Consider the following 16,014-nt stretch of genomic DNA (forward strand, 5'->3'; position numbering starts at 1 on the left):
ATTTCACCTGTATAACCAATACGCGACGTTCTCAATACCAGCGCCGCTTCTGAGATAGCAATTAAGTGCCGCCCGATTGCCGGGCTGCGTAGCGACCCACAGCCGCGTCAGGCCGCGCTCTGCGCTCCAGTGACACGCCGCCTGCATTAACGCATCCCCGACGCCGCGACCGGCCAGCAGACCTATCCGGGCGTCGTTATCATTAACCTGCCGCAGTGTAACAAAACCTCGCAGCGCTCCGCCTTCACGTAACACCAGGCAGATATCGTCAAACGTTCCCTTCACCGCATTCTCCACCCAGCGCGAATAAAAACGCGCGCTGGCGCCAGGCGTGTACCAGGGGGCACGGAAACGACTGTACTGAAACACTGCGTCCGCCATTGAGCGCAGTGGTGGAATATCCAGCTCCGTCGCTGCGGTCAGCCCAGCGTCTACATAGTTCTGAGTCAGAGGAAGACTAAGATTTACCTCGCCGTCAACCAGGCGAAAACCCTGTGCCTGAAGCACATCCAGATGCGAATCATCAGCGGCGTTTACCTTTGCCTGAATCCGGTCAAAAGCCTGGAGCTGGGCCTCCGTCAGAGGACCTGCGCTCGCTGAGAAATTCACGCGTGCAGTACGCAGGCCAAAGAATCCGCTTTCCCACTCAAGAGGCAGCAGATCCGCACACAAAACGGGGGTCGACGACAAACTCAACGCCATACGCCCCGGGTGTCAACTATCCACGGCTGAAGAATATTCCCGGCGTCGATCGCCTTAAACGCGCGGTGATCGACCAGCATTACCAGTACATCAGCGCGCGCCAGCGCGGCGGAGATATCAACCAGTTCACAGCGCGGCGCAAGCGTTGGGGGCAGCGTATGGATATTGGGTTCAACCGCCAGCAGCGCGCCGGCGTGCCATTCAGCCAGGGCGTTGACAATCGTCATCGACGGGCTTTCCCGTAAGTCATCAATATCGGGCTTGAACGCCAGTCCAAAACAGGCAATCGTTATCTCACTGGCGCGGCGGTGCGTTTCTGACAGGCAGTCGGCAACCGCCGCTTTAACCTGCTGAACGACCCAGTCAGGTTTAGCATCGTTCACTTCACGCGCCGTGCGGATTAACCGCGCTTCTTCAGGGCTTTGTGCCACAATAAACCACGGATCGACGGCGATACAGTGTCCGCCTACGCCTGGCCCTGGCTGCAATATATTGACGCGCGGATGGCGATTTGCCAGACGAATCAACTCCCAGACGTCAATGCCTTTATCCGCGCAGATAAGCGATAATTCATTGGCAAATGCAATATTCACGTCGCGAAAGCTATTTTCCGTCAATTTACACATTTCCGCCGTTCGCGCGGTAGTCTCGATACATTCACCTTTTAAGAACAGGCGATAAAGGTCGCTGGCGCGCGCAGAACAAGTGGGCGTTAATCCGCCAATAACGCGATCGTTGGCAACCAGTTCCGCCATAATCTTCCCAGGCAGTACCCGCTCAGGGCAGTAGGCGATATTTACATCTGCCTGCTCGCCCGCCTGCTGCGGAAAAGTGAGATCCGGGCGAAGTTTCGCGAGCCACTGCGCAACCTGCTCAGTCGTGCCCACCGGCGACGTCGATTCAATGATAACCAGCGCGCCTTTGGTTAACACCGGAGCAATAGACTCTGCGGCCGCCTGAACATAGACCATATCGGGCTCATGCCCGTCTTTAAAAGGCGTCGGTACCGCAATGAGGTAAGCGTCTGCCGCCACTGGTATCGTTCGCGCGCTGAGCCAGCCTCCCTGTACGGCATTTTTTACCGCCGTATCCAGTTCGGGTTCAACAATGTGGATTTCACCGCGATTGATGGTATTTACGGTTTCTACATTTATATCAATCCCCACGACGCGCCTGCGCCGTGAGGCAAAGGCCGCCGCGGTCGGCAAGCCTATATATCCCAGGCCAATCACTGAGATAGTGTCAAAACTCATAGTGTCGTCCGATTATTTTTCAACGCTGCAATAATGCGCGCAGAGGCTTTTCCATCGCCATAGGGGTTATGTGCCTGGCTCATGGCCTGGTAGGCATGCTTATCGTGTAGCAGCCGGGTAACTTCTTCAACGATGGTGTGAGTATTTGTCCCTACTAAACGCACTGTTCCTGCTTCTACTGCTTCCGGGCGCTCTGTAGTATCGCGCATCACCAGTACCGGCTTACCTAATGATGGCGCTTCTTCCTGAATGCCGCCTGAATCGGTCAAAATCATCCAGGCGTGGTTCATGAGCCATACAAAGGGACGGTAATCCTGAGGCGCAATCAGAATGACGTTTTCAACATGGCTCAGAATGCGATTCACCGGCTCACTAACATTCGGGTTCAGATGTACCGGATAGACAATCTGTACGTCCGGGTTTTCAGCGGCTATCTGCGCCAGCGCCTGACAGATATGTTCAAACCCACTGCCAAAACTTTCCCGGCGATGCCCCGTCACCAGGATCATTTTTTTATCGGCCTGCAGGAATGGATAGCGAGCGCGCAGCGCCTGACTTTCGTCTTCATTGTTAAGAATACGATCGCGCATCGACAGCAAAGCATCGACCACGGTATTGCCGGTCACGAAAATCTTCTCCGGAGCGATATTTTCGCGCAGCAGATTCTGTCGGGAGGTTTCCGTTGGGGCAAAGTGAAAACGGGCAAGATGTCCCGTCAGCGTTCTGTTGGCCTCTTCAGGCCATGGAGAATAGAGATCGCCAGTGCGCAATCCCGCCTCAACGTGCCCCACCGCGATACGCTGATAAAAGGCTGCAAGGCTGGTCGCAATGGTAGTAGTAGTATCACCATGCACCAGCACCACATCCGGACGGAAAGATTCCAGCACGGGTTTTAAGCCTTCAAGAATCCGGCACGTAATTTCCGTCAACCCCTGTCCGGGACTCATAATATTCAGGTCATAGTCAGGCTTAATAGAAAACAGATCCAGCACCTGATCTAACATTTCACGATGCTGGGCCGTGACACAAACTTTAGCTTCAAATGCAGGATCGGCCGCCAGCGCATGAACCAGCGGCGCCATTTTTATAGCCTCAGGACGTGTACCAAAAACGGTTAACACTTTCACAGTTATCTACCTCAAATTACCCTGTGGGGTAGTCGCCCTGCTCCCGCCACAGAGAGTGATTCAACGACGCGGGCGACGACGGACCAGCGCAATTCCTGCACCGATCAGCGCGCCGACGCATCCCCACATAATCAGCAGGAATGCGCGACGCGGACTGTCTCTTTTTACAGGTTCTTCCGGAGTGCGTAGATAACGATAGGTCTGAAAACGCGGCTCCAGCGTCGGCCCGACATCGAGCGTCGCCAGCATCGCTTTATTTTGATCGTAATCGACATCGTAAGAAGGGCCGATCGCCTGTAAGTTTTCCAGGCGAGCCTGCAGCATGGCACGTCCCAGCATAAACATCTCTGATTCAGGTAGCTCGTTTGCGGGCACGTCTGCCTCGCTGCGCGCAATATTATGCTGCTCAGCGATGGTCAACGCCTGCTGCAGGCTGTGCAGGCGGCGCTTGTATAGCGCCTGTGCCACGGCTTCCTGACGCTTAACCTGCGCTTTTAACTGAATATTTCGCGCAGCCCATGCCCCTTTTAGTTCATCGTTAAGGTGGCGTGAAGCGCGTTCGCTGGCGAATGCAACATACTGGCGCAACAGATTATTCGCGTCTGCCGAGGTTTCGGCGATGAGCTTCACGCTATCATTCAAGTTACGCGTGATATCCCCGGCCGTGAACTGAATATTGTCTATCAGCTCATCCAGCGTCGCCGCGTCGGCTTTACTGTTCCCGACCTGGCGCTGACGGTAATAATCAGTTTGCAGCCAGAACTCGCGGCGGGTATCCCATGAAGAGAGCTGCATGATGAACTCTTTGTAAGCTTCATCCATCACGGAAGGCAGCTCAATGGGTAACGGGCCGCCATTCACGTTGAGATTACGCAGAAACTGCTGCTGCGAATAGTATCCGCCCAGCATATTAACGGTCGGCCTATCAGTAATCGCAGTCGAGCTCCACTCCTGGCGTGCAAAAAACGCATACACCATGACGAGAATGGCAAAAATTACCGCACAGCCGATAATCCAGAACTTACCGCGCCATAGCGTATAAAACAGTCCGCGAATATCCAGCTCATTCTCTTCAACACCCGCGCGGCTGTTTACGGATACCTGTTGTTTCATGACATCCCCTGTATTTTATTTAATCAGGTCCGGGCTGCTTTCTCTGCGCCGCATCCGGCGTTTTATGCGTTTTACAAAACGCGCGACTTTCCAGGCTCTCTTAATGCAATAGCCATAGAGCATGAATGCCAGTAAAAACAGAACCAACATCGCCCATTCAGGAATGATATGCAGGTATTCAGATATCACACCGATTGCAGCCAGTAGCGCGGCAGATAGCGTAATCAATACGAATGCCTGTCGTGAGGTAAATCCCGCCCGCATAATTAAATGGTGAATATGCTGCCTGTCGGCCGAAAAAGGACTCATCCCTTTACGCAAACGACGATACATGATGGCGACCATATCCATAAGAGGAATGGCGATAATCCATAGCGCAGTCACCGGGCTTATAGGATGACGTTTTCCCTGGGTTGTCTCCAGTAAAATCCAGATGACCGTAAACCCTATCAGCGTGCTACCTGCATCGCCCATAAATACTTTATAGCGCCGCCCGAGGATGCCCAGATTGAGTAAAATATAAGGAAGAATGGCGGCAATCATAGCAAAGCACCACATGGCGAGGCTAACCTGACCGTCAAACCATAAGATAATCCCCATTGCGGCAAACGACACGCAGGAAAGACCACCCAGTAGCCCATCAATGCCGTCAACCATGTTAAAAGCATTGATCGCCGCCCATACGGCAAACAGCGTTAAAAAATAACCGAACGGCCCGAGCACCAGCTCCCAGGAACCAAAAATATGGCCCAGGCTACTTAGATAAAGTTTGCCGACGACCATCATGACAATGCCAATCGTGGCCTGGATAGTCGCTCGTATTTTCACGCTGATGTCATAGCGATCGTCCAGTGCGCCGATAAAGACGAGCACACCGGCACAGCTCAGGTACAGCGCAGCATGAGGAATATAATAATCAGCGAGGAGGAAGGTAAAGCATATCCCCGCGTAAACGGAAATGCCGCCAACAAGCGGGATGACGCCCTGGTGACGTTTGCGAAAGTTCGGCCGGTCAACAAGACCTATCTTTTTAGCAGCCTTGCGGGCAAAAAAAAGGAAGACGGTTGTGAACAAAAAAATACTGATTAACTCAGTACTAGCGGAGATAAAATTCACAATGAGCGCTCTCTGCAAAATGTACGTTCAGCGCCAGTACAACCACCAGTCTCCATATTATGCCGGAAACGCATCGGTGAGGCTGAACAAACGGCGTATTATTCAACTATGACTGAGCGATTTATACCCTGCCAAAAGTGTCATCCATGGAAACACGACAAATATAGCAGTGACGGCACGGTCGTATAAAGAGGAAAAGAAAAACGCCACGTTAAAACGTGGCGCTCCCCCGAGTTTCCTGCAATTACGAACGCTTCATCATGTCAAAAAATTCATCATTGGTTTTGGTCATAGCCAGTTTGCCAATTAAGAATTCCATTGCGTCAATCTCGCCCATTGGATGGATGATTTTGCGCAGGATCCACATTTTTTGCAGTTCTTCAGGCGTAGTGAGCAACTCTTCTTTACGCGTACCGGAACGGTTGTAATCAATCGCCGGGAAGACGCGTTTTTCTGCGATTTTGCGGGAAAGGTGCAATTCCATATTACCGGTACCTTTAAACTCTTCGTAGATGACTTCATCCATTTTAGAGCCAGTATCGATAAGCGCGGTTGCGATAATTGTCAGACTGCCGCCTTCTTCTACGTTACGCGCGGCACCAAAGAAACGCTTCGGACGGTGTAGCGCATTTGCGTCAACCCCGCCGGTCAGCACTTTACCGGAGGCCGGAACGACCGTGTTATAAGCACGTGCCAGGCGAGTAATAGAGTCGAGCAGGATAATAACGTCTTTTTTATGCTCAACCAGTCGCTTCGCTTTTTCGATGACCATTTCCGCGACCTGCACGTGGCGGGAGGCTGGCTCATCAAAGGTAGACGCGACAACTTCGCCCTTCACCAAACGCTGCATCTCAGTAACTTCTTCCGGGCGTTCGTCAATTAGCAGCACCATCAGCACACAGTCCGGGTGATTGTAGGCGATACTCTGGGCGATATTCTGCAGCAGCATCGTTTTACCGGCTTTCGGCGGTGCAACGATCAAACCACGCTGCCCGCGCCCTATTGGCGATGCCAAATCCAGCACGCGAGCGGTTAAGTCTTCGGTAGATCCGTTGCCGCGCTCCATACGCAAACGTGAGTTTGCATGCAGCGGCGTTAAGTTTTCAAACAGGATTTTGCTGCGCGCATTTTCCGGTTTGTCGTAGTTAACTTCATTAACTTTTAGCAGCGCAAAGTAACGCTCGCCCTCTTTCGGCGGACGAATTTTCCCGGCAATGGTATCACCAGTACGTAAGTTGAAGCGGCGAATTTGGCTGGGAGAAACGTAGATATCATCGGGACCGGCGAGGTAGGAGCTGTCTGCAGAGCGGAGGAAACCAAATCCATCCTGTAATATCTCCAGCACGCCATCGCCAAAAATATCTTCGCCGCTTTTGGCATGCTGTTTCAGGATGGCGAAAATAATATCCTGTTTGCGCATACGGGCCAGGTTTTCCAGACCCATGCTTTCGCCGAGAGTAATTAGCTCAGAAACCGGCGTATTTTTTAATTCGGTAAGATTCATAATGGTGGGTTCTTAAACTCGGGGTAAATCTCGAACTATTATGTGAACGGTATGGCAGGATCATCCATGCCTGTTAATGGCCATCACCCCGTGTCCGATTGCGATCTGGTCACAGAAACGCTCAGAGCTGGAACGACAAAACGGATTGGGTAACAGGCCCGAAATCGACTTACTTTCCTCTGCACACGACATTAGTAAGGCACTGTCTGTACGGAAACTTCGGGTATAACAAGATTTAAACTATAAGGTAAGTTCAAAATGCAGTTAGGCTAAGTTAGCATGACTGACGCCGGGCGTCCAGCAGTCTGGAGAAATTTTAGACCACGCACGCACCGGCATCCGATTATTTTACGCCAGGTTAGCATCCAGGAATTCTTTCAGCTGTCCTTTGGACAGCGCCCCGACTTTCGTTGCCGCCACTTCGCCGCCTTTAAACAGCAGTAGCGTAGGGATACCGCGGATACCATATTTCGGCGCAGTGCCCGGATTTTGATCGATATTCAACTTAGCGACGGTCAATTTGCCTTCATATTCCACTGCGATTTCATCAAGAATTGGGGCAATCATTTTGCACGGACCACACCATTCGGCCCAGAAGTCGACCAGAACTAGTCCTTCTGCCTTAAGTACATCCGTGTCAAAACTGTCGTCTGTCAGGTGAATAATTTTATCGCTCATACTTAACTCCACAGGATTATGCCCGGCTTATTGGTGTAAATTTAGGCTGTTAATTATAAATACGGTACGCTGTTCACCCCACGCTCATCGCACCACAAAGGCGATGCCGATCCGACAAAGCGTAAGGAAAGCACAGCCTCACCAACATTTAGGTTGACTTTATTTCAACGGATACGCTTTCGTAAAGCAATAATAAGCTGATATTCTACCACACTATGAGCAAAACACATTTAACAGAACAGAAGTTTTCCGACTTCGCCCTGCACCCTAAAGTAGTTGAAGCCCTTGAAAAGAAAGGGTTTTATAACTGCACCCCAATCCAGTCGCTGGCGCTGCCTTTAACGCTAGCGGGCCGGGATGTGGCAGGGCAGGCGCAAACCGGTACCGGTAAAACGATGGCGTTTCTGACGTCCACGTTCCACTATTTACTCTCCCATCCGGCGCCTGAGGGACGTCAAATCAATCAGCCACGCGCGCTGATCATGGCGCCGACGCGTGAGCTGGCGGTGCAAATTCACTCAGATGCAGAACCTCTGGCGCAGGCCACAGGACTCAAACTCGGCCTTGCCTACGGCGGCGATGGCTATGATAAGCAGTTAAAAGTGCTGGAAAAAGGTGTCGACATACTGGTCGGTACCACCGGGCGCCTCATTGACTACGCCAAACAAAATCACATCAATCTGAACGCAATCCAGGTGGTGGTTCTTGATGAAGCCGATCGTATGTACGATCTTGGGTTTATTAAAGATATCCGCTGGTTATTTCGCCGCATGCCTACGGCCACTGAACGTTTAAACATGCTGTTTTCCGCCACGCTCTCTTATCGGGTACGCGAACTGGCTTTTGAGCAAATGAATAACGCGGAATACGTTGAAGTAGAACCGGAACAAAAGACCGGGCATCGCATTAAAGAAGAACTTTTCTATCCGTCAAACGTAGAAAAAATGCGCCTGCTGCAAACGCTGATTGAAGAAGAATGGCCGGATCGCGCGATTATTTTCGCCAATACAAAACATCGCTGCGAAGATATCTGGGGGCACCTGGCGGCCGACGGACATCGTGTCGGATTGCTCACCGGCGACGTACCGCAGAAAAAACGCCTGCGCATTCTGGATGAGTTCACCAATGGCTCGCTGGACATTCTGGTTGCCACCGATGTCGCCGCGCGCGGCCTGCATATTCCGGCCGTAACACACGTATTTAATTACGACCTCCCGGATGACTGTGAAGACTATGTCCACCGTATTGGTCGTACCGGACGCGCTGGTGCCAGCGGTCATTCTATTAGTCTCGCCTGTGAGGAATATGCGCTTAATTTACCCGCGATTGAAAGCTACATTGGCCATATGATCCCGGTCAGTAAATATAATCCGGATGCGCTTATGAATGAATTGCCACCGCCAAAACGGCTTACGCGCCCTCGCTCCGGTAATGGCCCGCGTCGCAATACTTCCCGCAACCGTCGCCGCTCAGGTTAACTGATATGCTAAGCGCCTCATCGCTATACGCCGCTATCGATTTGGGATCCAATAGCTTCCATATGTTAGTTGTGCGTGAGGTCGCTGGCAGCATTCAGACCGTGGCTCGTATTAAGCGTAAAGTCAGGCTCGCCGCCGGGCTGACTGAAGACGAAATACTCTCCGATGAAGCCATGACGCGCGGCTGGCAATGTCTGCAGCTATTTGCAGAACAACTGCAGGACATTCCCACAGACAGTGTCCGCGTTGTTGCTACCGCAACGCTGCGGCTGGCAAAAAATGCAGACGCGTTTCTGGAAAAGGCTCAGCAAATTTTGGGCATTACAATAAATGTCATTAGCGGAGAAGAAGAAGCGCGGCTGATTTATCAGGGCGTTGCACATACTACCGGCGGCCCGGATAGCCGCCTGGTTGTTGATATCGGCGGCGGCAGTACCGAGCTGGTAACCGGCAGCGGCGCGCAGGCTACAGAACTTTTTAGTTTATCGATGGGATGCGTCACGTGGCTGGAGCGCTATTTTGGCGATCGAAATTTGATTGAGGAAAATTTCCACCGCGCCGAAAACGCCGCGCGCATGATTATCCGCCCTGCCGCATCTACGCTACGAGCGCGCGGATGGCATATCTGCGTCGGCGCCTCTGGCACCGTTCAGGCACTGCAGGAAATCATGGTTGCTCAGGGCATGGACGAGCGAATAACGCTTGCCAAACTGCAGCAACTCAAACAGCGTGCGATTCAGTGCGGCAGACTCGAAGAGCTGGATATCGATGGCCTGACCCTGGAACGGGCGCTGGTTTTCCCAAGCGGTCTCTCCATTTTGATAGCGCTATTTCAGGAACTGAGCATTGACAGTATGACGCTGGCAGGCGGCGCCCTGCGTGAAGGCCTGATCTACGGAATGCTACATCTCACCGGCGATCGGGATATTCGCAGCCGCACGCTTAACAATATTCAGCGCCGCTTTGCAATTGATGCAGGCCAGGCACAGCGCGTAGCGCGCCTGGTACGCAATTTTATTCGTCAGGTAAATGGCGACTGGGCGCTGGATGAACAATGTTGCGAAATAGTGGAAAGCGCCTGTCAGATCCACGAAATAGGCCTGAGCGTCGATTTTAAATTTGCTCCACAGCACGCCGCTTACTTAGTTCGCCATCTCGACCTTCCAGGCTTCACGCCCGCACAAAAGAAACTCCTGGCGATACTGCTGCAGAATCAAAGTAACAGCATCGACCTACCGCTATTAAGTCAACAAAATGCCGTAACTTCGCACACCGCTGAGCATATGTGCCGTTTACTACGCCTGGCGATTATTTTTGCCAGCCGCCGCCACGACGACGCACTCCCGGAAATGCATCTGCGCGCGCGTAAAGAGAACAATACGCTGACTCTCACGCTGCCGACTGGATGGCTGGGAGCGCACCCGTTACGCGCAGAGCTTCTTGAGCAGGAACGGCGCTGGCAAAGCTATGCGCACTGGACGCTGGAAATTATTCAGGCTTAGCCCTATAAGGCGGTAAGTGAATCTGGCTAGCTTATCGATAACGAATATTATAGTCAGGCGCAGAAGATAACGATTTCTCATACAGATAGCGCCATGGCAGATAGCGTACAGAGAATCACGTTATTACCTGCGCCAACGTGTAGTCCATGCAAACCGATATAAAAATCAGCCGGATTCCCGATCCTATTAGCGCTATTTTTTCGCTTTTTCCAGCATCGCCCTCAGGCCCGCAACGCGGCTTTGCCCCGTTTTCATTCGCTCTTCCTGGCTGATAACTTTACGCTCTGTCTCCCAAACCACATCGTCCTGAGGCAATTCCAACAAAAAGCGGCTCGGTTCAGGGCGAACCAGTTCGCCATATTGACGCCGTTCCTTACATAGCGTAAACGTTAGCTCTTTTTGAGCGCGGGTAATACCCACGTAGGCCAGCCGACGCTCTTCATCCACATTATCTTCATCGATACTGCTCTGATGCGGCAGTAGCCCTTCTTCCATTCCCACCAGGAAAACATAAGGAAACTCAAGGCCTTTTGACGCATGTAGTGTCATCAGTTGAACCTGATCCAGGTCCTCATCGCTCTCTCCACGCTCCATCATATCGCGCAGAGTAAAACGAGTGACTACCTGCGTCAGCGTCATCGGCTCGTCCAGCTCGCTGCCTTCCAGCATCTCCGTCATCCAGCTAAATAGCTGATTTACGTTTTTCATACGCATTTCGGCCGCTTTCGGGCTGGGGGAGGTTTCATATAGCCAACTTTCGTAATCAATGCCGCGTATTAAATCGCGCACCGCAGCCACCGGCTCTCGCTCAGCGGTTTTTATTATCTCACTCAGCCACTGGGTAAACCGCGTAAGTGCTTCCAGCCCGCGTCCGGTCAGCGTTTGGCTCAACCCCAAATCGAAGCTGGCATTAAATAGACTTTTATTACGCCCATTCGCCCATTCGCCCAGTTTTTGCAGCGTCGCCGGGCCAATTTCACGCTTGGGCGTGTTTACAATGCGTAAAAAAGCAGAATCATCATCGGGATTGGTCAGCACGCGCAAATAAGCTAATAAATCCTTAATTTCCGGACGAGAAAAAAATGAGGTGCCGCCAGAAATGCGATAGGGTATGCGGTTTTGCATAAGCAGCTTCTCGAACACCCGCGACTGATGATTGCCGCGATACAAAATCGCGTAGTCTTTGTACTGCGTTTTATTAATAAAATGATGAGCGATAAGCTCGCCGGCAACGCGCTCGGCCTCATGCTCCTCATGAGTGGCCGTCACTACCTTCATTTCTGCGCCGTAACCCAGTTCAGAAAACAATCGCTTTTCAAATACGTGCGGGTTGTTTGCAATCAGGATATTCGCCGCTTTAAGGATGCGCCCGGATGACCGATAGTTTTGCTCAAGTTTGATAACCCGCAGCGTCGGAAAGTCTTTATTCAGAAGTATCAGGTTTTGCGGGCGCGCGCCGCGCCAGGAATAAATTGACTGATCGTCATCGCCCACCACGGTAAACCGGGCGCGGTTTCCCGCCAGTAGTTTCACCAGTTCATACTGGCTGGTGTTGGTATCCTGATATTCATCCACCAGCAGATAGCGAATTTTATTCTGCCAGCGCTCGCGCACCTCTTCATTACGCTGTAGCAGTAGCGTTGGCAGCAAAATAAGATCGTCAAAATCCAGTACATTGCACGCTTTCATATGCGCATCATATAAACCATAACAGTGCGCGAATACGCGATCCCGCTCGCCGCGCGCCTGTGCCGCCGCCTGCACCGGCGTTAAAAGATCGTTTTTCCAATTGGAGATTGTCGAGATTAGCTGCTGAAGCACAGTTTTATCGTCATCCAGCAGGCCTTCGCTTAATTCCTTTAATAATGCGGTTTGGTCCGTATCATCGAAGAGGGAGAAATTGGATTTCATGCCTAAGGCGGCATATTCACGTTTGATGATTTCCAGGCCCAGCGTATGAAACGTCGAAATAATCAATCCCCGCGCTTCTTTACGCCCCAGCGTCTGCGCAACGCGCTCTTTCATTTCACGCGCCGCTTTATTCGTGAAGGTGACAGCGGCGATGTGCTTCGCCTGATATCCGCATCCGCGGATTAGATGTGCGATTTTATTGGTAATAACGCGAGTCTTACCGGAACCGGCACCCGCCAGCACCAGACAGGGTCCGGTCACAAATTCAACGGCATCTTGCTGAGCAGGGTTCAGGCGCATAAGAAAGGTTACTCAATGACAGTAAAGTAAAAGCCATTTCAGGCACAGAGCGCATATCTACAGCCGGCGTCTCTGGCGCTTCAGGTTCGTCGAGGGAAAAACGCGTGGTAGTATATCGACCACATACACACTGACTCAAGGCGCTAACATGGCAAAAACGGCAGCAGCTCTCCATATCCTTGTAAAAGAAGAAAAACTGGCTTTGGATTTACTGGAGCAAATTAAAAACGGCGGCGATTTCGAAAAGCTGGCGAAAAAGCACTCAATTTGCCCGTCAGGCAAAAAAGGCGGTCATTTGGGTGAATTCCGTCAGGGACAAATGGTTCCGGCCTTTGATAAGGTTGTGTTTTCCTGCCCGGTGCTGGAGCCAACCGGCCCGCTGCACACACAGTTCGGCTATCACATCATCAAAGTATTGTACCGAAATTGAGATAGTACGAGGCAGAGCGCTACTGCGCCTGCCCTTTTTCATTTAAGTAGTGGATAAACTCCGCTCCCACCTCCTCTAACGTGAGGTGCTTAAACCTTTCCAGAATAAGCGTTTCTGCATCCGCCAGCGTTTGTGACATCACTCTGTTCACCCCTTTTTCCACCAGGCATTGCGGATTGTCATTGCGGTTTCCCAGAGCAAAAAGTGCCGGAGAGCCCAGCGCTATATAAATATCATACAGCGTCACGTCATAAGCGGCCCGGGATAACGTCCAGCCACCGTGATGGCCTTTACTGGAGTCCACAATTTTCCGCTCACGCAATCCAGCCAGAACTTTGCGAATAAATGCCGGATTTCCGTCAATAAATGCCGCCATTTGCTCCGATGTTAGCGGTTTTTCCATCTGCATGAGATGCAAAAGAATATGCAGCGTCGCAGAGAAAGAGTTATTCATTTTCATGCCGCTCACATTATGACATGCGCGGAAAACTAACAAGCCTCCCTCACATCATTACCGTCTCTGATAGATTGACGGATGAAAATATTATGATACTTTTGTTGTTACATAAGATTAAAGCAACAGGAGAAGATAATGTCTGACGCTGAGATATCACCCATTGCATTTTGGGAAGATCATTATCAGGCGATGTCCCCTTTAACGAATGGGATCCCCGGAAAAATTCTGGTGCGTTTTACCGAACATCTGTCACCAGGCAAGGCGCTGGAGCTTGGCTGCGGGCGCGGGGACGATGCCGTATGGCTCGCCAAAAAAGGCTGGCAAGTTACCGCACTAGACTTATCCTCCAGGGCCCTGGAATACGCTCGCGCAAACGCCAGTCGCGCCGGGGTCGATGGGAACATCGCTTTTACACAACACGACCTGACGCAAAGCTTCCCACAGGGGCAATACGATCTCATCGTCGCCTCTTTCCTTGAATCTCCTTTGACTTTCGATCGCTTCACCATTTTCCGCGCGGCATTTGATCGCATCGCACCGGGAGGTATGTTACTTATCACCTCACATGCGAAGCCGCCATGCTGGGGAAAACATGCCGATCGTCCTTTTTTGTCTGCCAAAGAGGCTTTCTCGCAGCTAGAGCCGGTCCCTGAAGGATGGGAAATCGTTTTCTGCGATGATGTTTCCCGCGTAATGAAAGGGCCGCAGGGTCAGGAAAGCGACGTATCGGATTCGGTGATTGCGCTACGTCGTGCCGTATAAAACATAGCGGCGGCTAACATAATACGTTTAGGCCGCCGCATTTATAGAAATGTATCACATCGTAAAAGCACGCGACGCAAGTACCAATTCACACCCACACTCTCACCGGGCGCAGAAGTTAACCGGCCACCGCAATACGTTTCATATCCGTCATATAGCCGCGTAATTTCCGCCCAACCTGTTCGATAGCGTGTTCGCGGATAGCTTCGTTAACATCGCGCAATTGGGCATTGTCTACCGCCTTTTCAGGGAAAGCCTGTCCTAAATCCCCCTTTTGTAACGTGGTCATAAATTCTTTTAGTAGCGGAATACAGGCATTCGAGAACAGATAATTTCCATACTCTGCGGTATCTGAAATAACCACGTTCATTTCATATAAGCGCTTACGGGCAATGGTATTCGCGATCAGCGGTAATTCATGCAGCGATTCGTAATAAGCAGATTCTTCTATAATGCCCGAAGCAACCATAGTATCGAACGCCAGTTCAACGCCGGCTTTAACCATAGCAATCATCAGCACGCCGTAATCAAAGTATTCCTGCTCTTCAATTTTATCCGCATACTGAGGCGCGTTTTCGAAGGCCGTTTTTCCCGTTTCTTCGCGCCACGTTAGCAGTTTTTTATCGTCATCTGCCCAATCCGCCATCATGCCGGAAGAAAATGCGCCGGAAATAATATCGTCCATATGCTTCTGAAACAGCGGCGTCATTATCGTTTTCAACTGTTCAGACAGCGCGTAGGCGCGCAGTTTGGCCGGGTTGGACAATCTGTCCATCATCAGAGTTATTCCGCCTTGCTTCAGGGCTTCGGTAACGGTTTCCCAGCCGTATTGAATAAACTTCTCCGCCCAGGCAGGGTCAGCGCCATCTGCAACCATTTTATCGAAGCACAGCAGCGAGCCGGTTTGCAGCATGCCGCACAAGATTGTCTGCTCGCCCATCAAATCAGACTTCACTTCTGCAACGAATGAAGATTCAAGCACGCCGGCGCGATGGCCGCCGGTTGCTGCGGCCCAGGCTTTCGCAATCGCCATTCCTTCGCCGCGCGGATCGTTCTCCGGATGCACGGCAACCAGCGTCGGCACGCCAAATCCCCGTTTATATTCTTCACGAACTTCCGTTCCCGGGCATTTTGGCGCTACCATCACGACCGTAATATCCTTACGAATTTGCTCACCGACTTCGACAATATTGAAGCCATGGGAATAGCCCAGCGCCGCACCATCTTTCATCATCGGCTGTACGGTTTTCACCACGTCGGAGTGCTGTTTGTCCGGCGTCAGGTTGACAACCAAATCCGCCTGCGGGATCAGTTCTTCATAAGTGCCCACCCGAAACCCGTTTTCCGTCGCTTTCCGCCAGGACGCGCGTTTTTCCGCAATCGCTTCTGCCCGCAGCGCGTAAGCGATATCCAGGCCGGAGTCGCGCATATTCAATCCCTGATTTAGCCCCTGGGCGCCACAGCCAACAATGACTACTTTTTTCCCTTTAAGGTAATTGGCGCCGTCGGCAAATTCCTCGCGCCCCATAAAGCGACACTTCCCTAATTGCGCCAACTGTTGGCGCAAATTCAGCGTATTAAAGTAGTTAGCCATGTCATACTCCGTCGATGTTGTGTGATGCCTGTTATTTTTCTGGCCTTTGCGCGAAGCGGTTAAACAACCTGAATGACTCACCCGCCG

14 protein-coding genes are annotated in these 16,014 nt (G+C 51.6%); 4 read left to right on the top strand and 10 right to left on the bottom strand.

What is annotated here, in order from left to right; all coding sequences use genetic code 11:
* Positions 1–3: 3 nt before the first annotated feature.
* From rffC to trxA, 7 genes are all read right to left on the bottom strand, one after another.
* The gene (rffC, locus tag SFA31_RS02175; RefSeq protein ID WP_322836502.1) at positions 4–702 is read right to left on the bottom strand and encodes a dTDP-4-amino-4,6-dideoxy-D-galactose acyltransferase; all 699 of its coding nucleotides are present in this window, start codon (positions 700–702) and stop codon (positions 4–6) included.
* Positions 693–1,955, bottom strand: a complete 1,263-nt coding sequence (gene wecC / locus SFA31_RS02180) for a UDP-N-acetyl-D-mannosamine dehydrogenase (RefSeq protein ID WP_322836503.1) — start codon at positions 1,953–1,955, stop codon at positions 693–695. The genes rffC and wecC overlap by 10 nt, the downstream gene beginning before the upstream one ends.
* Positions 1,952–3,082: a non-hydrolyzing UDP-N-acetylglucosamine 2-epimerase gene (gene wecB, locus SFA31_RS02185; protein WP_322836504.1), complete on the bottom strand. Its 1,131-nt coding sequence runs from the start codon at positions 3,080–3,082 to the stop codon at positions 1,952–1,954. Before wecB ends, wecC begins: the two co-directional genes overlap by 4 nt.
* 60 nt (positions 3,083–3,142) lie before the next feature.
* A complete protein-coding gene (gene wzzE / locus SFA31_RS02190) occupies positions 3,143–4,195 on the bottom strand; it encodes an ECA polysaccharide chain length modulation protein (protein ID WP_322836505.1) in 1,053 nt (350 codons plus the stop codon).
* Between the two features lie 15 nt (positions 4,196–4,210).
* Entirely contained in the window at positions 4,211–5,311 is a 1,101-nt protein-coding gene (wecA, locus tag SFA31_RS02195) for a UDP-N-acetylglucosamine--undecaprenyl-phosphate N-acetylglucosaminephosphotransferase (RefSeq protein ID WP_322836506.1), read from the bottom strand.
* A gap of 244 nt (positions 5,312–5,555) precedes the next feature.
* Positions 5,556–6,815 (bottom strand): transcription termination factor Rho, encoded by a 1,260-nt coding sequence (rho, locus tag SFA31_RS02200; protein WP_322836507.1) that lies wholly within the window; start codon positions 6,813–6,815, stop codon positions 5,556–5,558.
* A 348-nt stretch (positions 6,816–7,163) separates the two neighbouring features.
* Entirely contained in the window at positions 7,164–7,493 is a 330-nt protein-coding gene (gene trxA, locus SFA31_RS02205; RefSeq protein ID WP_322836508.1) for a thioredoxin TrxA, read from the bottom strand.
* Between the two features lie 215 nt (positions 7,494–7,708).
* On the opposite strand from trxA, the gene rhlB reads away from it, so the two are divergent.
* Both rhlB and gppA read left to right on the top strand, forming a co-directional pair.
* Positions 7,709–8,971, top strand: coding sequence for an ATP-dependent RNA helicase RhlB (rhlB, locus tag SFA31_RS02210; RefSeq protein WP_322836509.1), 1,263 nt, complete (start codon positions 7,709–7,711; stop codon positions 8,969–8,971).
* Positions 8,972–8,976: 5 nt separating this feature from the next.
* Positions 8,977–10,473, top strand: coding sequence for a guanosine-5'-triphosphate,3'-diphosphate diphosphatase (gene gppA / locus SFA31_RS02215; RefSeq protein WP_322836510.1), 1,497 nt, complete (start codon positions 8,977–8,979; stop codon positions 10,471–10,473).
* Between the two features lie 192 nt (positions 10,474–10,665).
* Here the strand turns inward: gppA and rep are convergent, their stop codons facing one another.
* Positions 10,666–12,684, bottom strand: a complete 2,019-nt coding sequence (gene rep / locus SFA31_RS02220; RefSeq protein ID WP_322836511.1) for a DNA helicase Rep — start codon at positions 12,682–12,684, stop codon at positions 10,666–10,668.
* Between the two features lie 148 nt (positions 12,685–12,832).
* Here rep and ppiC point away from each other — a divergent pair, with 148 nt between their 5' ends.
* On the top strand, positions 12,833–13,114 hold the full coding sequence (gene ppiC / locus SFA31_RS02225; RefSeq protein ID WP_001140255.1) for a peptidylprolyl isomerase PpiC: 282 nt from the start codon (positions 12,833–12,835) through the stop codon (positions 13,112–13,114).
* A gap of 19 nt (positions 13,115–13,133) precedes the next feature.
* Here the strand turns inward: ppiC and SFA31_RS02230 are convergent, their stop codons facing one another.
* Complete coding sequence (locus SFA31_RS02230; RefSeq protein ID WP_322836512.1) at positions 13,134–13,574, bottom strand: Rrf2 family transcriptional regulator; 441 nt, start codon at positions 13,572–13,574, stop codon at positions 13,134–13,136.
* A 132-nt stretch (positions 13,575–13,706) separates the two neighbouring features.
* On the opposite strand from SFA31_RS02230, the gene SFA31_RS02235 reads away from it, so the two are divergent.
* Positions 13,707–14,333 carry a class I SAM-dependent methyltransferase gene (locus tag SFA31_RS02235; protein WP_322836513.1) on the top strand — a complete coding sequence of 209 codons (627 nt, stop codon included), beginning with the start codon at positions 13,707–13,709 and terminating at the stop codon, positions 14,331–14,333.
* A 118-nt stretch (positions 14,334–14,451) separates the two neighbouring features.
* On the opposite strand, the gene ilvC is transcribed toward SFA31_RS02235, so the two are convergent.
* The gene (ilvC, locus tag SFA31_RS02240; RefSeq protein WP_322836514.1) at positions 14,452–15,927 is read right to left on the bottom strand and encodes a ketol-acid reductoisomerase; all 1,476 of its coding nucleotides are present in this window, start codon (positions 15,925–15,927) and stop codon (positions 14,452–14,454) included.
* Positions 15,928–16,014: the final 87 nt, after the last annotated feature.

The organism is Erwinia sp. HR93, from assembly GCF_034555055.1.
Taxonomy (GTDB): domain Bacteria; phylum Pseudomonadota; class Gammaproteobacteria; order Enterobacterales; family Enterobacteriaceae; genus Apirhabdus; species Apirhabdus apintestini.

What these genes read in the sequence shown, in the direction of transcription:
- rffC (WP_322836502.1), bottom strand. Translation starts at nt 702, where the DNA reads ATGGCGTTGAGTTTGTCGTCGACCCCCGTTTTGTGTGCGGATCTGCTG.
- wecC (WP_322836503.1), bottom strand. Translation starts at nt 1,955, where the DNA reads ATGAGTTTTGACACTATCTCAGTGATTGGCCTGGGATATATAGGCTTG.
- wzzE (WP_322836505.1), bottom strand. Translation starts at nt 4,195, where the DNA reads ATGAAACAACAGGTATCCGTAAACAGCCGCGCGGGTGTTGAAGAGAAT.
- rho (WP_322836507.1), bottom strand. Translation starts at nt 6,815, where the DNA reads ATGAATCTTACCGAATTAAAAAATACGCCGGTTTCTGAGCTAATTACT.
- trxA (WP_322836508.1), bottom strand. Translation starts at nt 7,493, where the DNA reads ATGAGCGATAAAATTATTCACCTGACAGACGACAGTTTTGACACGGAT.
- rhlB (WP_322836509.1), top strand. Translation starts at nt 7,709, where the DNA reads ATGAGCAAAACACATTTAACAGAACAGAAGTTTTCCGACTTCGCCCTG.
- gppA (WP_322836510.1), top strand. Translation starts at nt 8,977, where the DNA reads ATGCTAAGCGCCTCATCGCTATACGCCGCTATCGATTTGGGATCCAAT.
- rep (WP_322836511.1), bottom strand. Translation starts at nt 12,684, where the DNA reads ATGCGCCTGAACCCTGCTCAGCAAGATGCCGTTGAATTTGTGACCGGA.
- ppiC (WP_001140255.1), top strand. Translation starts at nt 12,833, where the DNA reads ATGGCAAAAACGGCAGCAGCTCTCCATATCCTTGTAAAAGAAGAAAAA.
- SFA31_RS02230 (WP_322836512.1), bottom strand. Translation starts at nt 13,574, where the DNA reads ATGAAAATGAATAACTCTTTCTCTGCGACGCTGCATATTCTTTTGCAT.
- SFA31_RS02235 (WP_322836513.1), top strand. Translation starts at nt 13,707, where the DNA reads ATGTCTGACGCTGAGATATCACCCATTGCATTTTGGGAAGATCATTAT.
- ilvC (WP_322836514.1), bottom strand. Translation starts at nt 15,927, where the DNA reads ATGGCTAACTACTTTAATACGCTGAATTTGCGCCAACAGTTGGCGCAA.